Origin of the sequence: Pseudomonas sp. MS19, assembly GCF_013277615.1 — a bacterium.
In the GTDB taxonomy this organism is placed as follows: Bacteria; Pseudomonadota; Gammaproteobacteria; order Pseudomonadales; family Pseudomonadaceae; genus Aquipseudomonas; species Aquipseudomonas marincola.
This window is the reverse complement of record NZ_VBTO01000009.1, coordinates 40,565-60,718: the sequence shown is the minus strand read 5'-3', so window position 1 is coordinate 60,718 and position 20,154 is coordinate 40,565. Positions and strand designations below refer to the sequence as shown.

Genomic DNA, 20,154 nt, shown 5'->3' with positions numbered 1-20,154 from the left:
CATGATGACGGCTATCGCGTGGCGTTCGCGCCTGTTGCTGTGCGCTGCCCTGCTGATGCTCTGCCTGCCGTTTAACGGCGCGCAAGCAGCAGAGGTACCCATTCTCAAACGCCATGTCACCGACCAGACCGGCACCCTCACGGCTGAGCAGATCAACGAGCTGGACAGCCAACTGGTCGCATTGGAACAGCGCGAGGGTGCGCAGCTGGTGGTGTTGTTGGTCAGCAGCACCCAGCCGCAAGACATCGAAAGCTATTCGCTGGCGGTGGCCGAGGCCAACAAGATTGGCCGAAAGGGCACCGACGACGGCATTTTGCTGCTGGTGGCCAAGGATGACCGGCGTGACCGCATAGAGGTCGGTTATGGCCTTGAAGGCGCCGTGCCCGACGCAGCCGCTGCACGCATCCAGCGCGAGTTCATCGAGTCACGCTTCAAGCAGGGCGATTTCTATGGCGGTATCCGCGACGGCATTGGCGCACTGACCAAGCTGATCGACGGCGAACCACTGCCTGCGCCCAGCCGGGCCTCATCATCGTCACAACCGACAGACTTGCTGGACATCGGCTTCATTGGCCTGGCCATTGCCTTTGTGCTGCGCGGCTTGGCCCGCGGTTTCCCGCTGATTCTGCGCATGGGCTTTGGTGCACTGATCAGCTCGATCTTTATCGGCTTTCTGCTCGGCAGCCTCACGGCAGCGCTTATTGGCGGGGCCATTGGCGCGTTCATCATGCTCTTGCCGTATGGCGGCGTCGCTGTAGGCGGCGGACGCGGGGGCGGCTTTGGTGGCGGAGGATTCGGCGGTGGCGGCGGTGGTTTCGGGGGTGGCGGCGGCTTTAGCGGCGGCGGTGGTGGTTTTGGAGGCGGCGGTTCGTCGGGAAGCTGGTAATGATCGAATTCAAACGCATATTCAGTAACGTGTTTAGCGGCTGGTTCCAGCTCAAGCGCTGCTTCCCCAAGCCTCTGCTTACGGAGATCGGCGATGCTATTGGCGCGGGCGAGGCAAAACACATTGGTGAAGTTCGCTTTGCCATAGAGTCACGCTTGTCCTTCGCCGAGGTACTGGCCGGGGTCAATTCGCGGGGTCGGGCTGAACAGATTTTTGCACAGCAAGGTGTTTGGGATACTGAACACAACAGCGGCATTCTGTTCTACCTGTTGTTGTCTGAACATCGCATCGAAATCGTCGCCGATCGCGGCGTCTCACGCTACGTCGAGCAAGCCCGCTGGGATGCAATCTGCCAGCGCATGTGCAGCCAGTTTGCCCTGGGCAATTGGCGCGAAGGCAGCCTCGCCGGTATTGCCGAGGCTCACGAAATACTTGGCGAGTACCTTTCTGATCCGAATGTGCCCAACCCGAATGAGCTGCCCAACAAGCCGATTATTCTGTAAGCCGATCAGCCCTCACCTGAACTTGCCTTAGCCCTTGGATTAACGTCCAATGGGCTTTTTGCCCAGAGCCGATCATGCCGCGCCCCACGTCGACTGTCCGCAAACCCCGCGCCAGCAGCCAGGCCCGTATTGCTGCCATTCTTACCGTCGCCCGTGACCTGATGGCCGAACAAGGCGTTGCCAGCCTGTCGATCTACAACGTCGCCGAACGCGCCGCCATTCCGCCTTCCTCGGTGTACCACTTCTTCGCCAGCGTGCCGGCCTTGCTCGAAGCGCTCACCGCAGATATTCACGCGGCCTTTCGCGCCTGCCTGCAAGAACCTGTCGAACATACGCAACTGCGCGACTGGCGCGACCTTTCGGCGATTGTCGAGCAGCGCATGCTGGCCATCTATGCCCGCGACCCTGCCGCCCGCCAACTGATTCTGGCGCAACATGGCCTCAGTGAAATCACTCAGGCTGACCGCCAGCACGACATCGAACTCGGCGCGCAGATGCGCAACCTGTTTGCGCGCCACTTCATGCTGCCGCCCTTGCCGGACGATATCGATGTCTTCGCCCTCGCCATGGAGTTGGGCGACCGCGTGTATGCACGCTCAGTGCAACTGCACGGCACCATCAGCCCACGCCTCGCAGAAGAAGGTATGCGCGTGTTTGACGCATATTTGAGCCTGTACCTACCCCCACTGCTGCCAAAGCGCCCAGAGCCGCTCTAAAGCCCGTCCCCAAGCCTGTTCCCGATCTGTGGCCGATCTGATTCGGCCATGCGAGAAGGGTTTCGCCTACCGAATTCAAACCGATATTTATCGGCATATTTATCAATTTATCTCTCTCAATAGAAAATAATCGCTTCTAAAGCGGATTTTTATCGACTATAAAGACTGCACTTTCCCTCCGCCAAGCCAAAAATCGGATTTCGCTGAGGCTTGCCCGGGGCTTATTGATCTGCCCAAAAACTAATAAGAGGTGCTTCATGTCACGCAACGTAACCGTCGCCGCCACCCAGATGGCCTGTACCTGGGACCGCGGAGCGAATATCGCCAAAGCCGAACAACTGGTGCGTGAAGCCGCCGCCAAGGGTGCGCAGATCATCCTGATTCAGGAACTGTTCGAAACACCGTACTTCTGCCAGAAGCCCAACCCGGACTATCTGCAACTGGCCACGACTGTCGATACCAACGAGGCCATTGCGCATTTTCAGAATGTCGCCAAAGAGCTGCAGGTGGTCTTGCCGATCAGTTTCTTTGAGCGCTCGGGGCGTGCGCGCTTCAACAGCATTGCCATCATCGATGCCGACGGTAGCAACCTTGGCGTGTATCGCAAGAGCCATATTCCGGACGGCCCCGGCTACCACGAAAAGTATTACTTCAATCCGGGCGATACCGGCTTCAAGGTCTGGGATACCCGCTACGCCAAGATCGGTGTGGGCATTTGCTGGGACCAGTGGTTCCCCGAGTGCGCGCGCAGCATGGCGCTGCTCGGCGCCGAGATTCTGTTCTACCCGACCGCCATCGGCAGTGAGCCGCACGACCCCAACATCACCTCGCGCGATCACTGGCAGCGTGTTCAGCAAGGCCATGCCGGCGCGAACCTGATGCCACTGGTGGCGAGCAATCGCATTGGCCGTGAAGAACAAGGCGACTATGACATTACCTTCTACGGCTCATCGTTTATCGCCGACCCATTCGGCGCCAAGGTTGAGGAGCTCAACGAGACCGAAGAAGGTATTTTGGTGCACAGCTTCGATCTCGATAAATTTGAGCACACCCGAAGCGCATGGGGATCGTTCCGCGACCGCCGCCCGAATCTCTATGGCCCGCTGAAGACTCTCGACGGCCAACTGGCGTCAGAGTAACTTGCGCAATAATTCGCGCCCCGCACGCTGCGGCGGGGCGCATTTCTTTTCGCTTAAATGTGTTGGTGACGCTATGACCACCCTGACTTCTACTCCACGTGCCGACGGTTTCCACATGCCAGCCGAGTGGGCGCCCCACAGCCAAACCTGGATGGTCTGGCCGCAACGTCCGGATAACTGGCGCCTGGGCGGCAAACCTGCGCAGCTCGCATTCAGTGCAGTGGCCAAAGCCATTGCCGAGTTCGAACCGGTAACAGTGTGCGTCTCGGCCGAACAGTATGAAAACGCCCGCGCCCGCCTCGACCACGCCAATATCCGTCTGGTCGAAATCAGCACGGACGACGCCTGGGTGCGCGATACCGGCCCGACATTCGTCACTAACGGCCAGGGTGAAGTGCGCGGCGTCGACTGGACGTTCAATGCCTGGGGCGGCTTCGATGGCGGCCTGTATTCGCCGTGGAACCGCGATGATCAGGTGGCCAGCAAGATCCTCGAAATCGAGCGCAGCAAGCGTTATCGCACTGAAGGCTTTGTGCTTGAAGGCGGCTCAATTCACGTCGACGGTGAAGGCACGCTGATCACCACCGAGGAATGCCTGCTCAACCGAAATCGCAACCCGCACCTGAGCCGCGAAGAAATCGAAGCCGTACTGAGCCAACATCTGGCTGTGGGTAAAGTTATCTGGCTGCCGGACGGTTTGTTCAACGATGAAACCGATGGCCATGTGGATAACTTCTGCTGCTACGTGCGCCCGGGCGAAGTGTTGCTGGCATGGACGGATGACGAGAGCAATCCCAACTATGCGCGCTGCCAGGCAGCCATGCGCGTACTGCAAGCGACCAAGGATGCCAAAGGCCGCGAGCTGATCGTGCACAAGATGCCAATTCCCGGCCCGCTGCACGCCACCGAAGAAGAATGTGCAGGCGTTGATCTGGTAGCAGGTTCGCAAGAGCGCAGCCCGGAAGTTCGCCTTGCCGGTTCTTACGTCAACTTCCTGATTGTGAACGGCGGCATTATCGCCCCGCGCTTCGACGACCCGATGGACGCCGAGGCCGAAGCAATCCTCAGCCGGGTTTTCCCCGAGCACCGCGTAGTCATGGTGCCAGGGCGCGAAATTCTGTTGGGCGGTGGCAACATCCACTGCATCACCCAGCAGCAACCGGCCGGCTAAGTCGTCCAAATCGCAGGCAACAAAAAACCCAGCATCTGCTGGGTTTTTTGCATCTGATTGCCGACTTACATCAACGGCAGGGTGTAGCTGACGATCAGACGGTTTTCGTCGATGTCTTTCGCGAAGTTCGAGCGCACAGTCGCGTTGCGCCAGCGCACGCCAAGGTTCTTCAGCGCGCCGTCCTGGAAGATGTACATCAGCTCGGTGTTGCGCTCCCACTCTTTGCCTTCGGCAGCGTTGGCAACGCCAGTATCAACGCTGTCACCGTTGAGGTAACGGGTCATGAACGTCAGGCCCGGCACGCCGACAGAGGCGAAGTTGAAGTCGTAACGCGCCTGCCAGGACTTCTCGTCCTTGTTGGCGAAGTCACTGATCTGGACATAGTTGACCAGGAACGGGTCAGTGTTGCCGACGTAGGCAAAGCCGCTGTCGCCAGTCATGCTCTGGTAGCCCAGGCCGAAGCTGTGGCCGCTGAGACCGTAGGTCAACATGATGCCGTAAGCATCGTTGTCGATGGTGCTACGACCGTCGTCAGTCGAGTGTGCATAACGCAGATCTGTCTTCAGGCTCTGATTGGCAGCAATCGCCCAAGCGTGAGTCAGGTTGAAAGAGTGCTGTTTGTAAAACTCTTCCAGATTGGAATAGTAGTAACCGGCAGCCAGTTCTTTGTTGATCGCGTACTTACCGCCAACATAGTCGAACGAGTCGGTGGTGGCGCCGCCCGTGACGGTGATCCCACGGCTTTTGCCGTTGGTGACGGTGATGTCTTCGTAGTCATTCGAGTTGCGGTTGTTCACTTCGCGAATGTGCGCTGCATCGAGGGTCAGGCCGTCGATTTCCTGAGAAACCAACTGACCGCCGCTGAATACCTGAGGCAACAAACGGCCATCGCTCGAGGCAATCGCCTGGTTCTTGTACTGCAGGCTACCGATCTTCAGCACGCTCTTGGAAATCTTGGCTTTACCGGCTACTGCCAGGCCAGAGAAGTTGTCCTGCGAGCCGCCAGACGAGCGATCCGGAACCAGCAAGCCGCTGCCCGCTGTGCCGTCACCCGAGTCCAGCTTGAAGCCGAACATGCCGATTGCATCAGCACCAAAGCCGACGGTGCCTTCGGTGTAGCCCGAATCTGCACGCAGGATGAAGCCCTGAGCCCATTCTTCCGACTTCGACTGGCTGGCGCCTTCGTCGCGGAAATCGCGGTTGAAATAGAAGTTACGCGCCTCGAGTGAGGCTTTGCTGTCTTTAAAAAACTCAGCGTGGGCAGTTTGACTCAAGGCCAGACCCAAGGAGGCCGCAGTAACGGCCAGCGCCAGGGAGGTCTTCTTCATTTATTGTTCTCCAGTAGTAAGGTTTTAATGCCAGACAAAGGACAGCTGGCTTTTACCAGGCACACACGCACTCGCCGCTTCAAAGCCGGTAAAGGCCCGTCGGTAAGTTGCTTGTGAGGTCAGTAAACGGGGTACGGCACTGAGCGCGCGGGCAATGAGCCAGGCACGTGAAATACGTGAGGACAGCAGTAAGAACAGGCAATAGTCATCGGAAAAATGTCTCTTGATCTTATTGTTTGCCGGCCGCTCGGCGGCTTATTTATGACAAACACATGGCAGATTGCGTGCCAAGACCAGAACTTTCGATAGTTGCTCAATGTTTCTGCGCATTACAACCAGAACCGGCGTGCTAGAGCGCCGCAATACGGCTTTGTCATCGGCGGATTACCGCCTACAAAACACCCCAAACCGGCGAAAATCCGCCAATACGCGTTTTCCAAGGTTTTATCCAACGCATAAAAAACCCGGCACGTGGCCGGGTCTTCAACACGCGCAGGATCAGGCAGCCGTTGCCGGACGCAGCGAGTAGGTTTTCAGCTGCTCGGCGAACTCACGCAGCGAATGAATACCGCTGGCTTCTGCATCATGAATCCAATGCTTGATCGCTTCGAGCATGTCGTGGCCGTTGGTGCTGGTTTTGGCCCAGATCATTTGCAGCGCCAGGCGCTTCTCATAGATCACCTTGAGCGCATGGCTGTGCTCGAGCATACGGTCGATGCGCGCTTGTTGCTGGTCCTTGAGCAGACTCGGCTCACGCGACAACAGGCGTTTGGCGCGGTAGAAGTGGTCACGCACCGACGCATCGGCCTTGGCCAGTTCCTGCTTCACCAACGGCCCGATCACCAGCTTGCGGTACTGCGCCATGATCTGGAAACGGTTGTTGAGAATGGCCATCGCGGTGTCCATGTCCATGCTGCCTTTACCCGCGACACGGTGGGCAATTGGCGCGACACGCTGGACTTTGGCCAGCCCGAAGAAGCTCAGCAGCTTGATCCAGGCCCAGCCCATATCGAACTCCCAGCTCTTGACCGAAAGCTTGGCCGAGTTCGGGTAGGTGTGATGGTTGTTATGCAGTTCTTCACCGCCAATCAAAATGCCCCACGGCACCAGATTGGTCGCGGCGTCACGGCATTCAAAGTTACGATAACCGACAGCATGGCCCAGGCCATTGATCACGCCCGCAGCCCAGACTGGAATCCACATCATTTGCACGGCCCAAACGGTAATACCGAGTACGCCGAACAGCGCCAAATCGATAAACCCCATCAGCGCCACACCGCCGAGGGGGAAACGTGAATAGAGATTGCGCTCGATCCAGTCTTCCGGGCAGTTCTTGCCGTAAATGCGCAGGGTCTCGCTGTTTTGAGCCTCTTCGGCATACAACTCAGCGCCTTTGCGCAAAACCGTGCTCAGGCCTTTGATGACCGGACTGTGCGGATCATCTGCTGTTTCACACTTGGCGTGATGTTTGCGATGGATTGCCGTCCACTCGCGGGTGTTTTGCGCAGTGGTCAGCCACAGCCAAAACCGAAAGAAGTGCTTGAGCGCCGGATGCAACTCCAGAGCGCGGTGAGCTGAATAGCGATGCAAATAGATAGTGACGCTCACAATGGTGATATGCGTCATTACCAAAGTAGCCGCTACCAACTGCCAGACCGAAAGGTCGAGAATACCGTTGTACCACATGGGCTGTGTGCCTCTTTTGAATAAGTACGCGGCAGAGCCCAAAGCGCTGTCCGCGGTGCATTATCTCTAACCTGCACAATAAAACCAGTTGGTCTTTTGAATCAGGCTGTTACAAAACAAACCATCCGCAAAACCGTCTTTCAAAGCCAACAGTGAGCCCGCTGGAATGAAATTGCGCTTTACCCCCACATCAATAACCCTGAGCTACCTGATTTTTGCCAGCGCGTGGGTTCTGATGAGCGACAACCTGCTAGGCAGGCTGGACCTGCCCGCCGAGCACATTGAACGGCTGCACTCAGCAAAGGGACTGGCTTTCGTATTGCTCAGCAGCCTTTTGCTGGGGTTGATGCTGCACGCTTATAACGCCCAGCACCGCAGAATCAGGCGCACGCTCAAAGGCAGCCAGCAACGCCTTAAACTGGCGCTTGAGGCGGCAGAGTTCGGTCACTGGGACTGGCATCTGGGCAATCAGGAGGCGTTTTTTTCGACGCGCTATTGTCGCTTGCTCGGCGTTGACGAACTTACCTCGAACACCTGGATTGAGCGAATCCACCCCGACGACCTGCCCGCATTTCGTCGAGATCTCAGACAAGCGGCAGATCATCAGAACGAAGTGCAATTTTATTCGGCGTACCGTTTGCGCCATGCCGATGGCCAATACCGCTGGATCGAGTCGTTCGGCAAATTACTGCATGACGACAATAACCAGCCCGAGCGCCTGATCGGAATTGCCAGTGACATCACCCAGCGACGCAACGACGAACACATGCTGCGACAAGCCGCAGCCGTATTTGAGGCCACACAGGAAGGCGTGCTGGTGACCAATGCGGCCCTTGAGATTGTGCATATCAACCCGACCTTCTCGCGAATCACCGGTTATGACGCCGCCGAAGTGCTCGGCAATAGCCCGACAGTACTCAAGTCGGGGCGTCATGATGCGGCGTTCTATGAGGCCCTTTGGCAAGACCTTAGCCAGAAAGGCAGCTGGAGTGGAGAGATCTGGAACCGGCGTAAGAGTGGTGAAGTTTATCCACAGTGGCAGAGCATCCGCAGCATCCATGACGCCCATGGCCAGCTAACCCATTACGTAGCGGTTTTTTCGGATATTTCGCTGTTGCATCGCTCGCAAATCGAGCGCGATCACCTGGCCCACTTTGACCCCCTAACCGAGCTACCCAATCGGTTACTGTTCAGTGAGCGCGTACAGCATGCACTGACCCGCGCCAAGCGCCTGCAACGTGGCGGCGCGGTACTGATCGTTAACATCGACCACTTCAAATTGATCAATGAAGGCCTCGGTCACAACACGGGAGACGCCTTGCTCAAAGCGGTCGCTAAACGCTTCCTGGATCAATTGGAAAGCGGCGTCACGCTGGCGCGCCTCGGCAGTGATGAATTCGGCCTGGTGTTTGAAGGCAGTGAGTACGAAGGTTTGGCGGTAGATCTGGCAGACAAACTGTTGCGCAGCCTGGATACGCCCTTCGCCCTCGCCGACCAGACGCTGTACATCAACGCCAGCATCGGGATTTATGAGTTTTGCGAAACCAGCTGCCTCGAGCAAGTCATGCGCAATGCCAATTCGGCGTTGCACAAAGCCAAGAACAACGGACGTCAGGGCGTTGCTGTTTACAGCCGCGAATTGACCGACTCGGCGCAGCAACGTTTCGAATTGGCCCACGCACTGCGTCATGCCATCCAGAACAACCAGCTAGTCGTGCATTACCAACCCCTGCACAGCCTACATACCGGCCAACTGATCGGCGCCGAGGCGCTGGTTCGTTGGCAGCACCCAGAGCGCGGCTTGTTAGCGCCCGGCGTATTCATCCCGATTGCCGAAGAGACCGGCCTGATCGGCGAAATCGATGCCTGGGTTCTGAATCAAGCCAGCCTGCAATTGGCGGAGTGGAGTAACGCAGGCCTTGAGTTACCGCGCATGGCAGTCAATGTGTCGAGCCGCCTGCTTTATCGCCCGGGTCTGCACACTAAAATTGCCGCACTGCTGGAGAGCACCCGGCTGGACCCGGCACGCCTTGAGCTTGAGGTAACCGAAAGTGCCGTAATGCAGGACCCGGCGCTTGCACAGGAGCATCTGCACAAGCTGCGCGCCTTGGGTATTAATCTATCGATCGATGATTTCGGTACGGGCTACAGCTCACTGGCGCGGCTTAAACGGCTGCCAGTGAACAAACTGAAACTCGATCGCAGTTTTGTTCAAGGCCTGCCGCACGACAAAGACGACCAGGCCATCGCCCGCGCAGTTATTGGCCTTGGGCACAGCCTGGGCATGCAGGTTCTGGCCGAGGGAATCGAGCATCTGGAGCAGGCTGAGTTTCTCAAAGCCTGCGGCTGTGACAGTGCGCAAGGCTATCTATTCGGTCGGCCGATGCCAGCACCAGCCTTCGCCGAACAACTGAGCAACTGAGCAACTGAGCAACATCAAGCGTGAGCAGACGTGAAGTAATTACAGCGATTGCCCGCGCCACGCCACAAAAAGCATAAACAGCACTGCCCAAAGCGCGCCCGAGCAGGCATGATTCCAGACAAATAAAGCCATTGCCGGACTCCAGGCAGGGCTGCTTAAAGTTTGAGAATGCGGCATTGGCATTACAGCTCAAACGTGCACTGGGGAAGTTGCAGTATGCGGTCAACCACCACAGAACGTCCCACCACAACCCGGCGCATCGTCGGTCTTGGTAGCCTGGCTCTGGCGTTGCTATTCAGTGTGCTTGGCTGGCATGCCCTGCAAGAACGCGAAGCCCTGTGGCAGTTACAGATTGCCAAACAGGGCGAGTTGCAAAAACTTGCCTTGCAAAGCGCACAAACCGCGCAACAGCAACAGGCACAAATACTCGCGCAAACCATCGCCGCCGACTCATGGGTAACCGAGCTGGTGCGACAGGCCCACTCGCTGCGCCAAGGCGAGTTCAACCAGCGCTACCTCGACAGCATTCGCAGCCAGCTCAAGACTCGACTGACACCACGTTGGCGCGGCATGCAGCAATACCAGCAGTTTCAATTGCTGATATTCTTGGCACCTCAGGGCGAGATGTTCCTGCAGATTCCAGCGCGGTCTGGCGGCGAGCAGATCACCCATAAACAAATGCTCAGCGATGCACTGACCAGCCAACGCAGTGTGGCCGGCCTTAACCTGACTGAACACCAATTTGCCATCAGCGCCATCACGCCGCTGCATGTGCCGAACCTCAAAATTGAAACCACGGTCGGTGCCGTCGAAGTGCAACTCGGCTTGCAAGCCAATATCAAGCAACTCGATCAGGAGCTGGATGCTGGCGTGGCCTTGCTCGGTAAGCTGCCAGGCACCAGCGGCTCGCCGGAGGCACAGTGGAAAATCATCAGCCATTCACGTGATCAGGTTTTGAACTGGCAACAGCGCGCAGCATTGCCAAAACCTTCCGCAGACAACACGCTGAAGCTGCTTGAAGACAATGGCCGCACCTACTTGCTCAATCAGGTACCGCTGTCCGGCTATTCGACCAGCGCTCTCGCCCCGGCGCCCATCAACGCCTATGCCTTGGTGTGGCGCGACATCAGCGACCTGTATGCACTGCACATCAGTGATAACCAGTGGCTGGTCGGCAAATGGATTTTTGCCTGGCTGGGGGCTGAAGCGCTGTTATTGCTGCTACTTCTGGCAACCCGCAACAGTACCCGCTCAATGATGCTCAGCCACCAGCATGCGCTGCAACAGAAGCACCAGCAAAGCGAGTACTCACGCGAGCTGCTGACCATCATCACCGAAGCGCAGTCAGCCTACATCGACACACAGAACCAACAAACTGCTTTTGCCGCGCTGCTGCAACGCATCATCGGCTTGACCAGAAGCCAGGCCGGCATGATTGGCGAAGTCCTCAAGACTGACGACGGTTCGACAATGTTGCGCACCCTTGCGCGCCACGACAGCCGCTTGGGCGAAGCCGATAACTGCTACTGGCTCAAGGACGATGAGCATCCGCAACAGCGCACGCTGGAGCAACTGCTGGAGCCGGCTATCAGCGGTGGCCAGTTACGCGTCAATCAACCTGAGCAACCGGTGAACGATGAGCCACAGGCAATCAGCTCATTGCTCAGCCTGCCAATCCAGCATCAGGGTGAGATCATCGGTCTGTTGGGGCTGGTCAACCGCACAGAAGGCTATTCGAACGAGTTGATTGAGCAATTGCAGCCGCTGTTATCGACTCTGGCGCAATTGCTCGCCGCCTTGCAGCGCGACATTCAACGCGAGCATGCCAACCTGCGCATGCAGCGCCAGCAACAAGCCTTGCACGCACTCAATGAAATCGCCGCGTTATCGGGTAATGGTACTCAACACCAACTGCGCAAAGCCTTGCAACTGGGCGCGAGCTTTTACCGTATGCCACTGGCAATTATCAGCCAGATCGAGGACCAGACCTACACGATAAAGGTGCAAGTCTCGCCCAAAAATGAGCTGTACGACGGTCAGCATTTTCCCCTGGGCGATACCTATTGCAACCTGACGATGCAACAAGACGGCGTGCTCGCAATCGAGGCCATGCAGGTATCTGTATATGCAACCCATCCCTGCTACGAACTGTTTGCACTGGAAAGCTACATTGGTGCGACTATCTGGGTGAACGGCCAGCGTTACGGCACACTCAACTTCTCCTGCAGCGAGCCACACCCCACTTCATTCGACGAATCCGACCGCGAGTTCATGCGCCTGTTTGCCCGCTGGGTGGGCAGCACGCTGGAGCGCCAACAGCAGGAACAAGCCAAACAAACCTTGTTGGCGCGACTTGATGAGGCGCAGCAACTGGCCAAGCTGGGGCATTGGGAAGCCGATCTCGAAACCAGAGAGCTGTTCTGGTCGGGCATGATTTACCAAATTCTGGGCATCGCTCCCGGGCAATACAAACCGAGCATGGACGATGCCTTGGTGCACGTACATCCGGAAGACCGCGTGCGTGTAGACAAGAGCAACGAGCAGGCGCGTGCGGGTGAGCCGGTGGCGATCAGTTACCGGATTATCCGCGCCGATCAGCAAGTGCGCTGGGTGCATTGCACCACCAAGCTACAAGCCAATCAGCAAGGCGAAATGCTCAAACTGACAGGCACCGTGCAGGACATCACTGAGCGGATGGAAACCGAAGCCATCAGCAAAGTTCAGAGCCAAAGGCTGGCGAACGTGATCGAAGGCACCCAACTGGGCACCTGGCAGTGGAATGTGCAGACCGGCGAAACCGTCATCAATGAACGCTGGGCGAGTATTCTCGGCTACTCGCTGGACGAGCTTGAGCCGGTAACGATCAACACCTGGCTCAGCTTGAATCACCCGGATGATTGCCGCCACGCGCAAACCTTGCTTGAGCAACACTTCAGCGGGCAAACGGCGTACTACAGCGTGCAATGCAGAATGCTCCACAAGGCGGGCCACTGGGTGTGGGTGCAGTCGAGCGGGCGCCTCGAAAGCTCAACCGCCGATGGCCAGCCGCTGATGATGTACGGGACGCATACGGACATCAGTGAGCAAAAGATTCGTGAGCAGGAAACCCAACAGGCCCGCCGCTATTTACAGACCGTACTCGACTCGGCCATAGGCGTTTCAGTCATTGCCACTGACGCCGAGGGCTTGATCACCCTGTTCAACACCGGCGCGGAACGCCTGCTCGGCTATCAGGCTGACGACGTAATCGGCGTGCACACCCCATTGCTGTTTCACCTGAAAAGCGAAATTGACCAGCGCGCCCGCGAGCTGAACGCTGAGTCCGGCATTGTCGTCGAAGGCTTTGACGTGCTGACTCACCTGCCGCGTGCCGGCGAATCCGAAACACGCCAATGGACCTACCAACACAAAAGCGGACAGGCGCTGATCATCAACTTGACTGTCAGCGCAATCACCGACAGCGCCGGGCATGTCACTGGTTTTCTGGGAGTCGGGAGCGATATCAGCGCACTGCATTTCACCACCCACGCCCTGCAAAAAAGCGAGCAGCGCTTTCGCAGCATGGTCGCCAACCTGCCAGGTGTTATTTATCGCTGTGACAACGACGCGCAATGGACGATGCGTTACATCGGTGGCGAAATTGAAACCATCAGCGGCTATCCGGCAAGCGACCTGATCGACAACCATAAGCGTAGTTTTTCCAGCCTGATTCATCCGGATGACATGGAAACAACGCGTAATGCAGTCGAGTCGATCGCCCAGCGCAAAGCATTCGAACTGACCTACCGCCTCGTGCATGCCGATGGCCATGCCGTGTGGGTGCGTGAAAAGGGTCGGGGTGAGTACGACAGCGAGGGCAACCTGCTGTGGATCAACGGATTCATCTGGGACATCAGCACCCGCAAGGCGGTAGAAGATGAACTGCAGGTTAGCCAGCAACGCTTCAGCAGTGCATTCAGCACCGCACCGCAAGGCATGGCTCTGGTTTCAATCAGCGGTGAGCTGATCGAGGTGAATGACGAGCTTTGCCGCATTCTTAAGTATGACCGTGAGACCTTGCTCACTACCTCGGTTGCGCAGATTACCCATCCGCAAGACAGAACCAGCGACACACAAAATATTCGCGATTTGCTTGCCGGGCGATCAAACGCCTACCAGATAGAAAAGCGCTATCTCGACAGCCAGGGCAAAACGCTATGGATATTGCTCAGCGTCTCACTGGTGCGCAACAGTCAGGGGCAAGCCTTGCACTTCGTTTCGCAAATCCAGGATTTCACCCAGCGGGTCGCCGACGAAATGGCCATTCGCGAGCGTGAGCATTACTTGCGCACGCTGCTTAACAACGTCGTCGATGCCATTATCACGCTGGACAATCAGGGCATTGTTGAAACCTTCAACCGGGCTGCCGAGCACATTTTCGGCTACAGTCCGGCGGCCATTATCGGCCAACCTTTCAACACGCTCATGCCGCCTGTACGGGACAGCGATGCCCCAACAAAACCAGCGATAGAACTGCTTGCTGAGCTCTCTGAGCTGACCGGAAACACCCGCGAACATATAGGGCTCAAGTGCAGCGGTGAAGTGTTCGTGATGGAAGTTGCAGTGTCTGAAATTCACCATCAGGGCGAACGACGATTGATTGCGGTGATTCGGGATATCAGTGAGCGCAAACGCATCGAACAGATGAAGACCGAGTTCGTCTCGACCGTCAGCCACGAACTGCGCACCCCACTGACGGCCATTGCCGGCTCTTTAGGATTGATTAACGGCGGTGCACTCGGTGAAGTCCCGCAGACTATGCAATCAATGCTGCAAATTGCCGCCGACAACAGCGCGCGCCTGGGCATGCTGATCAACGACTTGCTCGACATGGAAAAACTGGTCGCCGGGAAAATGAGTTTTCAGTTTCTGCCTCAGGCGTTGCAGCCACTGATTGAAAAAAGCATTGCGCTCAACCAGCCCTACGCGCAGCAATACAAAGTGCAGCTGGTTCAGGTTGAGCAATGCGCCAATGACTGGGTATCGATAGATGCGCAGCGACTGCTGCAAGTAATGGCTAATCTATTATCGAATGCAGCCAAATTTTCACATCCCGACAGCATTGTTGAGGTTCGTGTCACTCAGGCCGAACAATCCGTTCGCGTTGCGGTGCGCGATCACGGCAGCGGAATTCCGCTGGCATTCCAGTCGCGGATCTTCAGTAAATTCTCGCAGGCAGATTCGACCAGCACCCGTCAGAAAGGCGGGACCGGGCTGGGTCTGGCAATCAGCAAGGAACTCATCGAACAAATGAATGGCCGCATCGGTTTCGAGTCAGTCGAAGAACAAGGCAGTACATTCTGGTTTACCTTGCCTCTACAGGAGCGATCAGTGTGATGAGATTATCGGATCGCTTCAGCAGCACTTTTGGCAGGCTGTTCAGTCGCCGCAACATGACGGCCTGGGTCACGCTGATTCTGAGTCTGTGCATCGTGTTCTTCATGGTCTACAAACTCCTGAGCAACCAGCACGAGGCCGCTGAACAGCAGTTCGATCTGCTCACGGAACAACTGAGCAGGCAAATCCACACCCGCATGGTCGACCATGAAAAGATCCTGCTGGCCGCCGCCGGGCTGATGGACGCCAGCAACAAGGTCACCCGCCAGGACTGGAAGCGTTTTACTGATCGCCTGCAACTCAGCGACCGTTATCCGGGCATTCAAGGCGTAGGGTTCAGCCAGATTTTGCGCCCGGATGAAATTACCGGATTGGAAGTCCAAATTCGCAACGAAGGCTTCTCCGATTTTAAGGTTCACCCGCAAGATGAGCGCCAATGGCGCAGCGCGATCATCTACCTAGAGCCTTTCAGCGGGCGAAATTTGGCGGCGTTCGGGTTCGACATGTTTTCCGAGGCACGGCGCAGCAAGGCCATGCTGGCAGCGGCCACCAGCGGTGAAAGCCGGCTGACCGACCGACTCACTCTGGTTCAGGAAACCGAAGGCAAAGTGCAGGCTGGCCTGCTCATGTATGTCCCGGTGTACCAACACGGCATGCCGATATCTAACCCGCAGGAACGCCTCAAGGCACTGCGCGGATTCGTCTACAGCCCGTACCGCATGAATGACCTGATGACCGGGATTCTCGGCAGCGCGTTGCGATCTCAGGACTTTGAAATTTATGCGGGCGAGCAAGTCGATCCCGAGCGCTTGCTTTTTAACAGCCACGAAAGCTTGCCGCAGCATTCGGAGCCGACCGACCGCAGCTTGCAATTAGACCTCTACGGGCAGACCTGGACGTTGGTGTTTCATCGTGATCCGGCATTCACCGCAAGTTTTGAGCAGGGCCATAACCTGCTGCTCTGGCTGGGCATTTGTATCAGCCTGCTGTTGTTCTTTCTGGTCAGCAGCCTGAGCCAGCGCGGTGAGCAGGCACGCTCAATCGCCAGACAAATGACCGAGCAATTGCGGCAAAAGAAAGAGGCCTTGCGGCGCAGTGAAGAGCGCCTTGAACTTGCCATTAAAGGCAGTAACGATGGGCTCTGGGACCTTGATCTGGAAACAGACAAACTGTTCGCCTCGCCACGTGCCACGGAGATGCTTGGCTACAGCAAAAATGCTCCTGCGCCGGACAACTGGCATGCGCTGATTCACCCGGACAGCCTGCAAAACACGTTAGCGGCCATCGAACAGCTGCTTAAGAGCCGCAGAACTCATATCAATGCAGAGTGTCTGCTGTTACACCGCCAGGGATTTTCCGTGCCGGTATTGCTGCGCGGTTATATTTTGCGCAACGAACACGGTGAGGCGACGCGTATCAGTGGCACCAGCATGGACCTGACCGAACGCAAACGGGTTGATCGCATGAAGGTCGAATTCGTCTCGACCGTCAGCCATGAACTGCGCACCCCGCTAACGTCGATTGCAGGTGCACTGGGCCTGGTCAACGGCGGCGCACTGGGCGAAGTACCTGCCACCATGAAACAGATGTTAGACATCGCACATCAAAACAGCCTGCGCCTGTCCCATCTGATCAACGACCTGCTGGACATGGACAAACTGGTTGCAGGCAAGATGAACTTCAACCTGCAAAACATCGACCTCAGCAAGCAGATAGATGATGCCATCTCCAGCAATCAGTCGTATGCCGACCAACACGATGTGCAGCTGAGCAAACAGACCTGTGAGCCGATCACGGTGCGTGCCGACGAAATGCGCGTGCAACAGGTACTGGCCAACTTCTTGTCCAACGCCATCAAGTTCTCGCCCGCAGGCAGTCAGGTGGACGTGAGCTGTGAACGCCGGGATCAGCGGATGCGCATCAGCGTGACTGACTCGGGTTGCGGTATCGACCCTAAATTTCATGAACAGATATTCCAGAAATTTTCCCAGGCCGACTCCACCGATAGCCGCCAGAAAGGCGGCACCGGGCTGGGTCTGGCGATAAGCAAAGAGTTGGTTGAGCGCATGCACGGCATTATCGGCTTCGACTCGATACCGGGCGCTGGGTCTACGTTCTGGTGTGAACTGCCAATCGCTCAGGCTTTTAGAGAGGATGATCAAGACTCTGATCAGCACACGCCGCTGTTGCTGGTGGTAGAAGACGAGCCGGACATTGCCTTGTTGCTCGAGCAGATGCTCACCTCAGCCCAGTACAACGTGCGCATTGCGAGCAGCCTGGAAGAAGCCCGCGAACTGCTGCGCACGCATAAATTTGATGCACTCACCCTGGACTTGCGCCTGCCCGATGGTAGCGGCCTCGAGCTGCTGCGCGAGTTGCGTCAGTGCGCCGCCACGCAAGCGTTGCCAGTGGTCGTGGTCACGGCAACCGAACATCAGGGACAACTGGATTTCGGCCTCAGCTTCGAGGCAATTGACTGGCTCGGCAAACCGATTGATCAGCAACACCTGTTAAACAGCCTCAGCCACGCCTTGCGCAGCATGCCCAGCCGGCCGCGGGTATTACACGTGGAAGATGATGCTGATTTGCGTGCCGTGGTGGCCGAGCAAGGTCGCCATCTGGCCGAATTCTATTTTGCCGGCAGCCTGGCGCAGGCCCGCAAATCTTTGACCAGAGAGCATTTCGATATGGTCCTGCTAGATATTTCGTTACCTGATGGCAGCGGTCTTGAGTTGCTTGATGAACTGCATGCTCAGTATCCTCAACTGCCCGTGGTGGTGCTCTCTGCAAACGAATTACCGGCGGCACGCCTGGGCCAGGTACATAGCGTGCTGGCCAAATCGCGTACCGACTCCAATCACTTCCTCGGCTTGCTTTCGCGCCTGCTGACCGCCAAAGAGAATCAAGATGTCTGAACTACGCCGTATTCTCCATGTAGAAGATGACCCCTCTATTCAGGCGGTGGCCAAGGTCGCGCTGGAGGCCGTTGGCGGCTTCACCGTGCTTACGTGCGCCAGCGGCCAGGACGCGCTGGACCAGATACAGGGCTTTGCGCCGGACTTTATTCTGCTGGATGTGATGATGCCCGACATGGATGGCCCGCAGACCCTGAAGAATCTGCGCGCAATTGTCGACCTCTCGCAGGTTGCAGTGGCCTTTATGACCGCCAAAGTTCAGCCGGATGAAATCGAGTACTACCGCACGTTGGGTGCGTTGGATGTAATTATCAAACCTTTCGACCCCATGCAGTTGGCAGCGCAAGTTCGCCGTATTTGGAGTCAGGCTTATGGATGAGAAAACCCCACCGCTCAGTGAGTTGCAGCAACACCTGCAACTATTGAGCGCTAAATTTTCCGAGCGTTTGAAACACGAACTGCCCGAACTCAGAGGCATGGCCCAAACGCTGCGCAATACGCAGGACCCCGAAGATCGCAAACAACTGCTGACTCGCGTGCGTGAACAGCTGCACAAGCTTTCCGGCAGTGCCGGCACGTTCGGCTTCGGCACGCTCGGCAAGCAAGCCCGCGAACTGGAGTTACAGGCTGTCGAATGGCTGGAGCATCTGGTCAAACAGGAACAGGGCCATAGCGCCTTCCTCGACCGGCTTGAAGAAATGACCCAGCAGAACTTCGTCATGGAACTCAATGCGGCCAGTGGACAAACCGTCACGGCAGTGAGCCAGGCGGCGCTTGATCAGCGGCGCATTTATATCCTTGAACATGAAGTGGAGCTGGGCGAAAACCTGCGTCAAACGCTGAACAATTTCGGCTATATCGCCAGCCACTTTGTCAGTGTCGAAGCGCTGGATGAGGCAATCCGGGAGCAAATGCCCGACGCCTTGATTATTGAGTCACAGGGATTGGAATACGCCGCAAAACTGCAGGCTCAACGCAACGACGCCCTGTCGCTTCTGGTGGTTGCCCCGCAAGACGACTTCAGTACGCAACTGCAGGCTGTGCGTGCCGGGGCGATGGGTTTTTTCTGCAAACCGCTGAATTTCTCCCAACTGGAAAATCGCCTGGAGCGTTGCTTTGCACAGCAACAAGGCGACCCCTACCGCGTATTGATTGTCGACGACGACCTTGAACTGGCTGCGCGCTACAGCCTGGTTCTGCGCGGCGCAAACATGCAGGTCGAGATCATTAATGACCCGGCGATGATCTTCGCCCACATGCGCGACTTCAACCCGGAAGTGGTACTGCTCGACGTCAACATGCCTACCTGCAAAGGCCCCGAGTTGGCGCAAATTATTCGCTTCAATGACGACTGGTTGCGCATCCCGATCATCTATCTGTCCGCCGAAACCGACATCGTCCGGCAGATGAGCGCGCTGCTCAAAGCCGGTGATGACTTCGTCACCAAACCGATCTCGGATAACGCCCTGATTGCCACGGTGTTTGCCCGTGCCCAGCGCGCACGCCTGCTGAGTAATGCGCTGTCGCGCGACAGCCTGACCGGTTTGCTCAAGCATGCCGATATCAAGGATCAGCTCGCGGTAGAACTTGAGCGCACTCAGCGTAAGTCTTCGATTGCCAGCGTGGTGATGCTCGACATCGATCACTTCAAGCAAGTTAACGATAACCATGGCCACAGCGCCGGTGACAACGTCATCCGCTCGCTCGCCAACCTGCTGCGTCAACGCCTGCGCCGCGTTGACTGCCTCGGTCGTTACGGTGGCGAAGAGTTTCTGGCGGTATTACCCGACTGCGACGCTGAACAAGCGCTGCGCGTTCTCGACGAGATCCGCCAACGCTTCTCCGAACTGTGTTTTCTGAGTAAAGACGGCCAGTTTTCAGTCACGCTGAGCGCAGGCATTGCCATGACGCGCAGCGCCGACACGGCCGGCGAGTTACTTGAGCGCGCTGACAGAGCCCTGTACGCGGCAAAACATAACGGCCGCAATCAGGTTCAACTCGGCGGCTGACCC

The 20,154-nt window shown here is 57.1% G+C and carries 12 protein-coding genes; 10 read left to right on the top strand and 2 right to left on the bottom strand.

Annotation, left to right across the window (positions count from 1 at the left end; genetic code table 11):
- Window position 1 precedes the first annotated feature (1 nt).
- The 5 genes from FEZ62_RS10630 to aguA all read left to right on the top strand — a co-directional run bounded on the left by FEZ62_RS10630 (window position 2) and on the right by aguA (window position 4,415).
- Window positions 2-886, top strand: coding sequence for a TPM domain-containing protein (locus FEZ62_RS10630; protein WP_201970342.1), 885 nt, complete (start codon window positions 2-4; stop codon window positions 884-886).
- Window positions 886-1,389 carry a TPM domain-containing protein gene (locus FEZ62_RS10625; RefSeq protein WP_172927631.1) on the top strand — a complete coding sequence of 168 codons (504 nt, stop codon included), beginning with the start codon at window positions 886-888 and terminating at the stop codon, window positions 1,387-1,389. The genes FEZ62_RS10630 and FEZ62_RS10625 overlap by 1 nt, the downstream gene beginning before the upstream one ends.
- 74 nt (window positions 1,390-1,463) lie before the next feature.
- Window positions 1,464-2,105 (top strand): TetR/AcrR family transcriptional regulator, encoded by a 642-nt coding sequence (locus tag FEZ62_RS10620; RefSeq protein ID WP_172927630.1) that lies wholly within the window; start codon window positions 1,464-1,466, stop codon window positions 2,103-2,105.
- A gap of 257 nt (window positions 2,106-2,362) precedes the next feature.
- Window positions 2,363-3,244, top strand: coding sequence for an N-carbamoylputrescine amidase (gene aguB / locus FEZ62_RS10615; protein ID WP_172927629.1), 882 nt, complete (start codon window positions 2,363-2,365; stop codon window positions 3,242-3,244).
- Window positions 3,245-3,317: 73 nt separating this feature from the next.
- Window positions 3,318-4,415, top strand: a complete 1,098-nt coding sequence (aguA, locus tag FEZ62_RS10610; RefSeq protein WP_172927628.1) for an agmatine deiminase — start codon at window positions 3,318-3,320, stop codon at window positions 4,413-4,415.
- 65 nt (window positions 4,416-4,480) lie between these two features.
- On the opposite strand, the gene FEZ62_RS10605 is transcribed toward aguA, so the two are convergent.
- Window positions 4,481-5,743: an OprD family porin gene (locus FEZ62_RS10605; protein WP_172927627.1), complete on the bottom strand. Its 1,263-nt coding sequence runs from the start codon at window positions 5,741-5,743 to the stop codon at window positions 4,481-4,483.
- Window positions 5,744-6,241: 498 nt separating this feature from the next.
- On the bottom strand, window positions 6,242-7,429 hold the full coding sequence (desA, locus tag FEZ62_RS10600; RefSeq protein WP_172927626.1) for a delta-9 fatty acid desaturase DesA: 1,188 nt from the start codon (window positions 7,427-7,429) through the stop codon (window positions 6,242-6,244).
- A gap of 166 nt (window positions 7,430-7,595) precedes the next feature.
- Here desA and FEZ62_RS10595 point away from each other — a divergent pair, with 166 nt between their 5' ends.
- From FEZ62_RS10595 to FEZ62_RS10575, 5 genes are all read left to right on the top strand, one after another.
- Window positions 7,596-9,851 (top strand): GGDEF domain-containing phosphodiesterase, encoded by a 2,256-nt coding sequence (locus FEZ62_RS10595; protein WP_172927625.1) that lies wholly within the window; start codon window positions 7,596-7,598, stop codon window positions 9,849-9,851.
- Between the two features lie 216 nt (window positions 9,852-10,067).
- Window positions 10,068-15,227, top strand: coding sequence for a PAS domain S-box protein (locus FEZ62_RS10590; RefSeq protein WP_172927624.1), 5,160 nt, complete (start codon window positions 10,068-10,070; stop codon window positions 15,225-15,227).
- Window positions 15,227-18,142, top strand: coding sequence for a CHASE domain-containing protein (locus FEZ62_RS10585; RefSeq protein WP_172927623.1), 2,916 nt, complete (start codon window positions 15,227-15,229; stop codon window positions 18,140-18,142). Before FEZ62_RS10590 ends, FEZ62_RS10585 begins: the two co-directional genes overlap by 1 nt.
- The gene (locus FEZ62_RS10580) at window positions 18,135-18,521 is read left to right on the top strand and encodes a response regulator (RefSeq protein ID WP_069902259.1); all 387 of its coding nucleotides are present in this window, start codon (window positions 18,135-18,137) and stop codon (window positions 18,519-18,521) included. Before FEZ62_RS10585 ends, FEZ62_RS10580 begins: the two co-directional genes overlap by 8 nt.
- A complete protein-coding gene (locus FEZ62_RS10575; RefSeq protein ID WP_172927622.1) occupies window positions 18,514-20,151 on the top strand; it encodes a diguanylate cyclase in 1,638 nt (545 codons plus the stop codon). Before FEZ62_RS10580 ends, FEZ62_RS10575 begins: the two co-directional genes overlap by 8 nt.
- Window positions 20,152-20,154 lie beyond the last annotated feature (3 nt).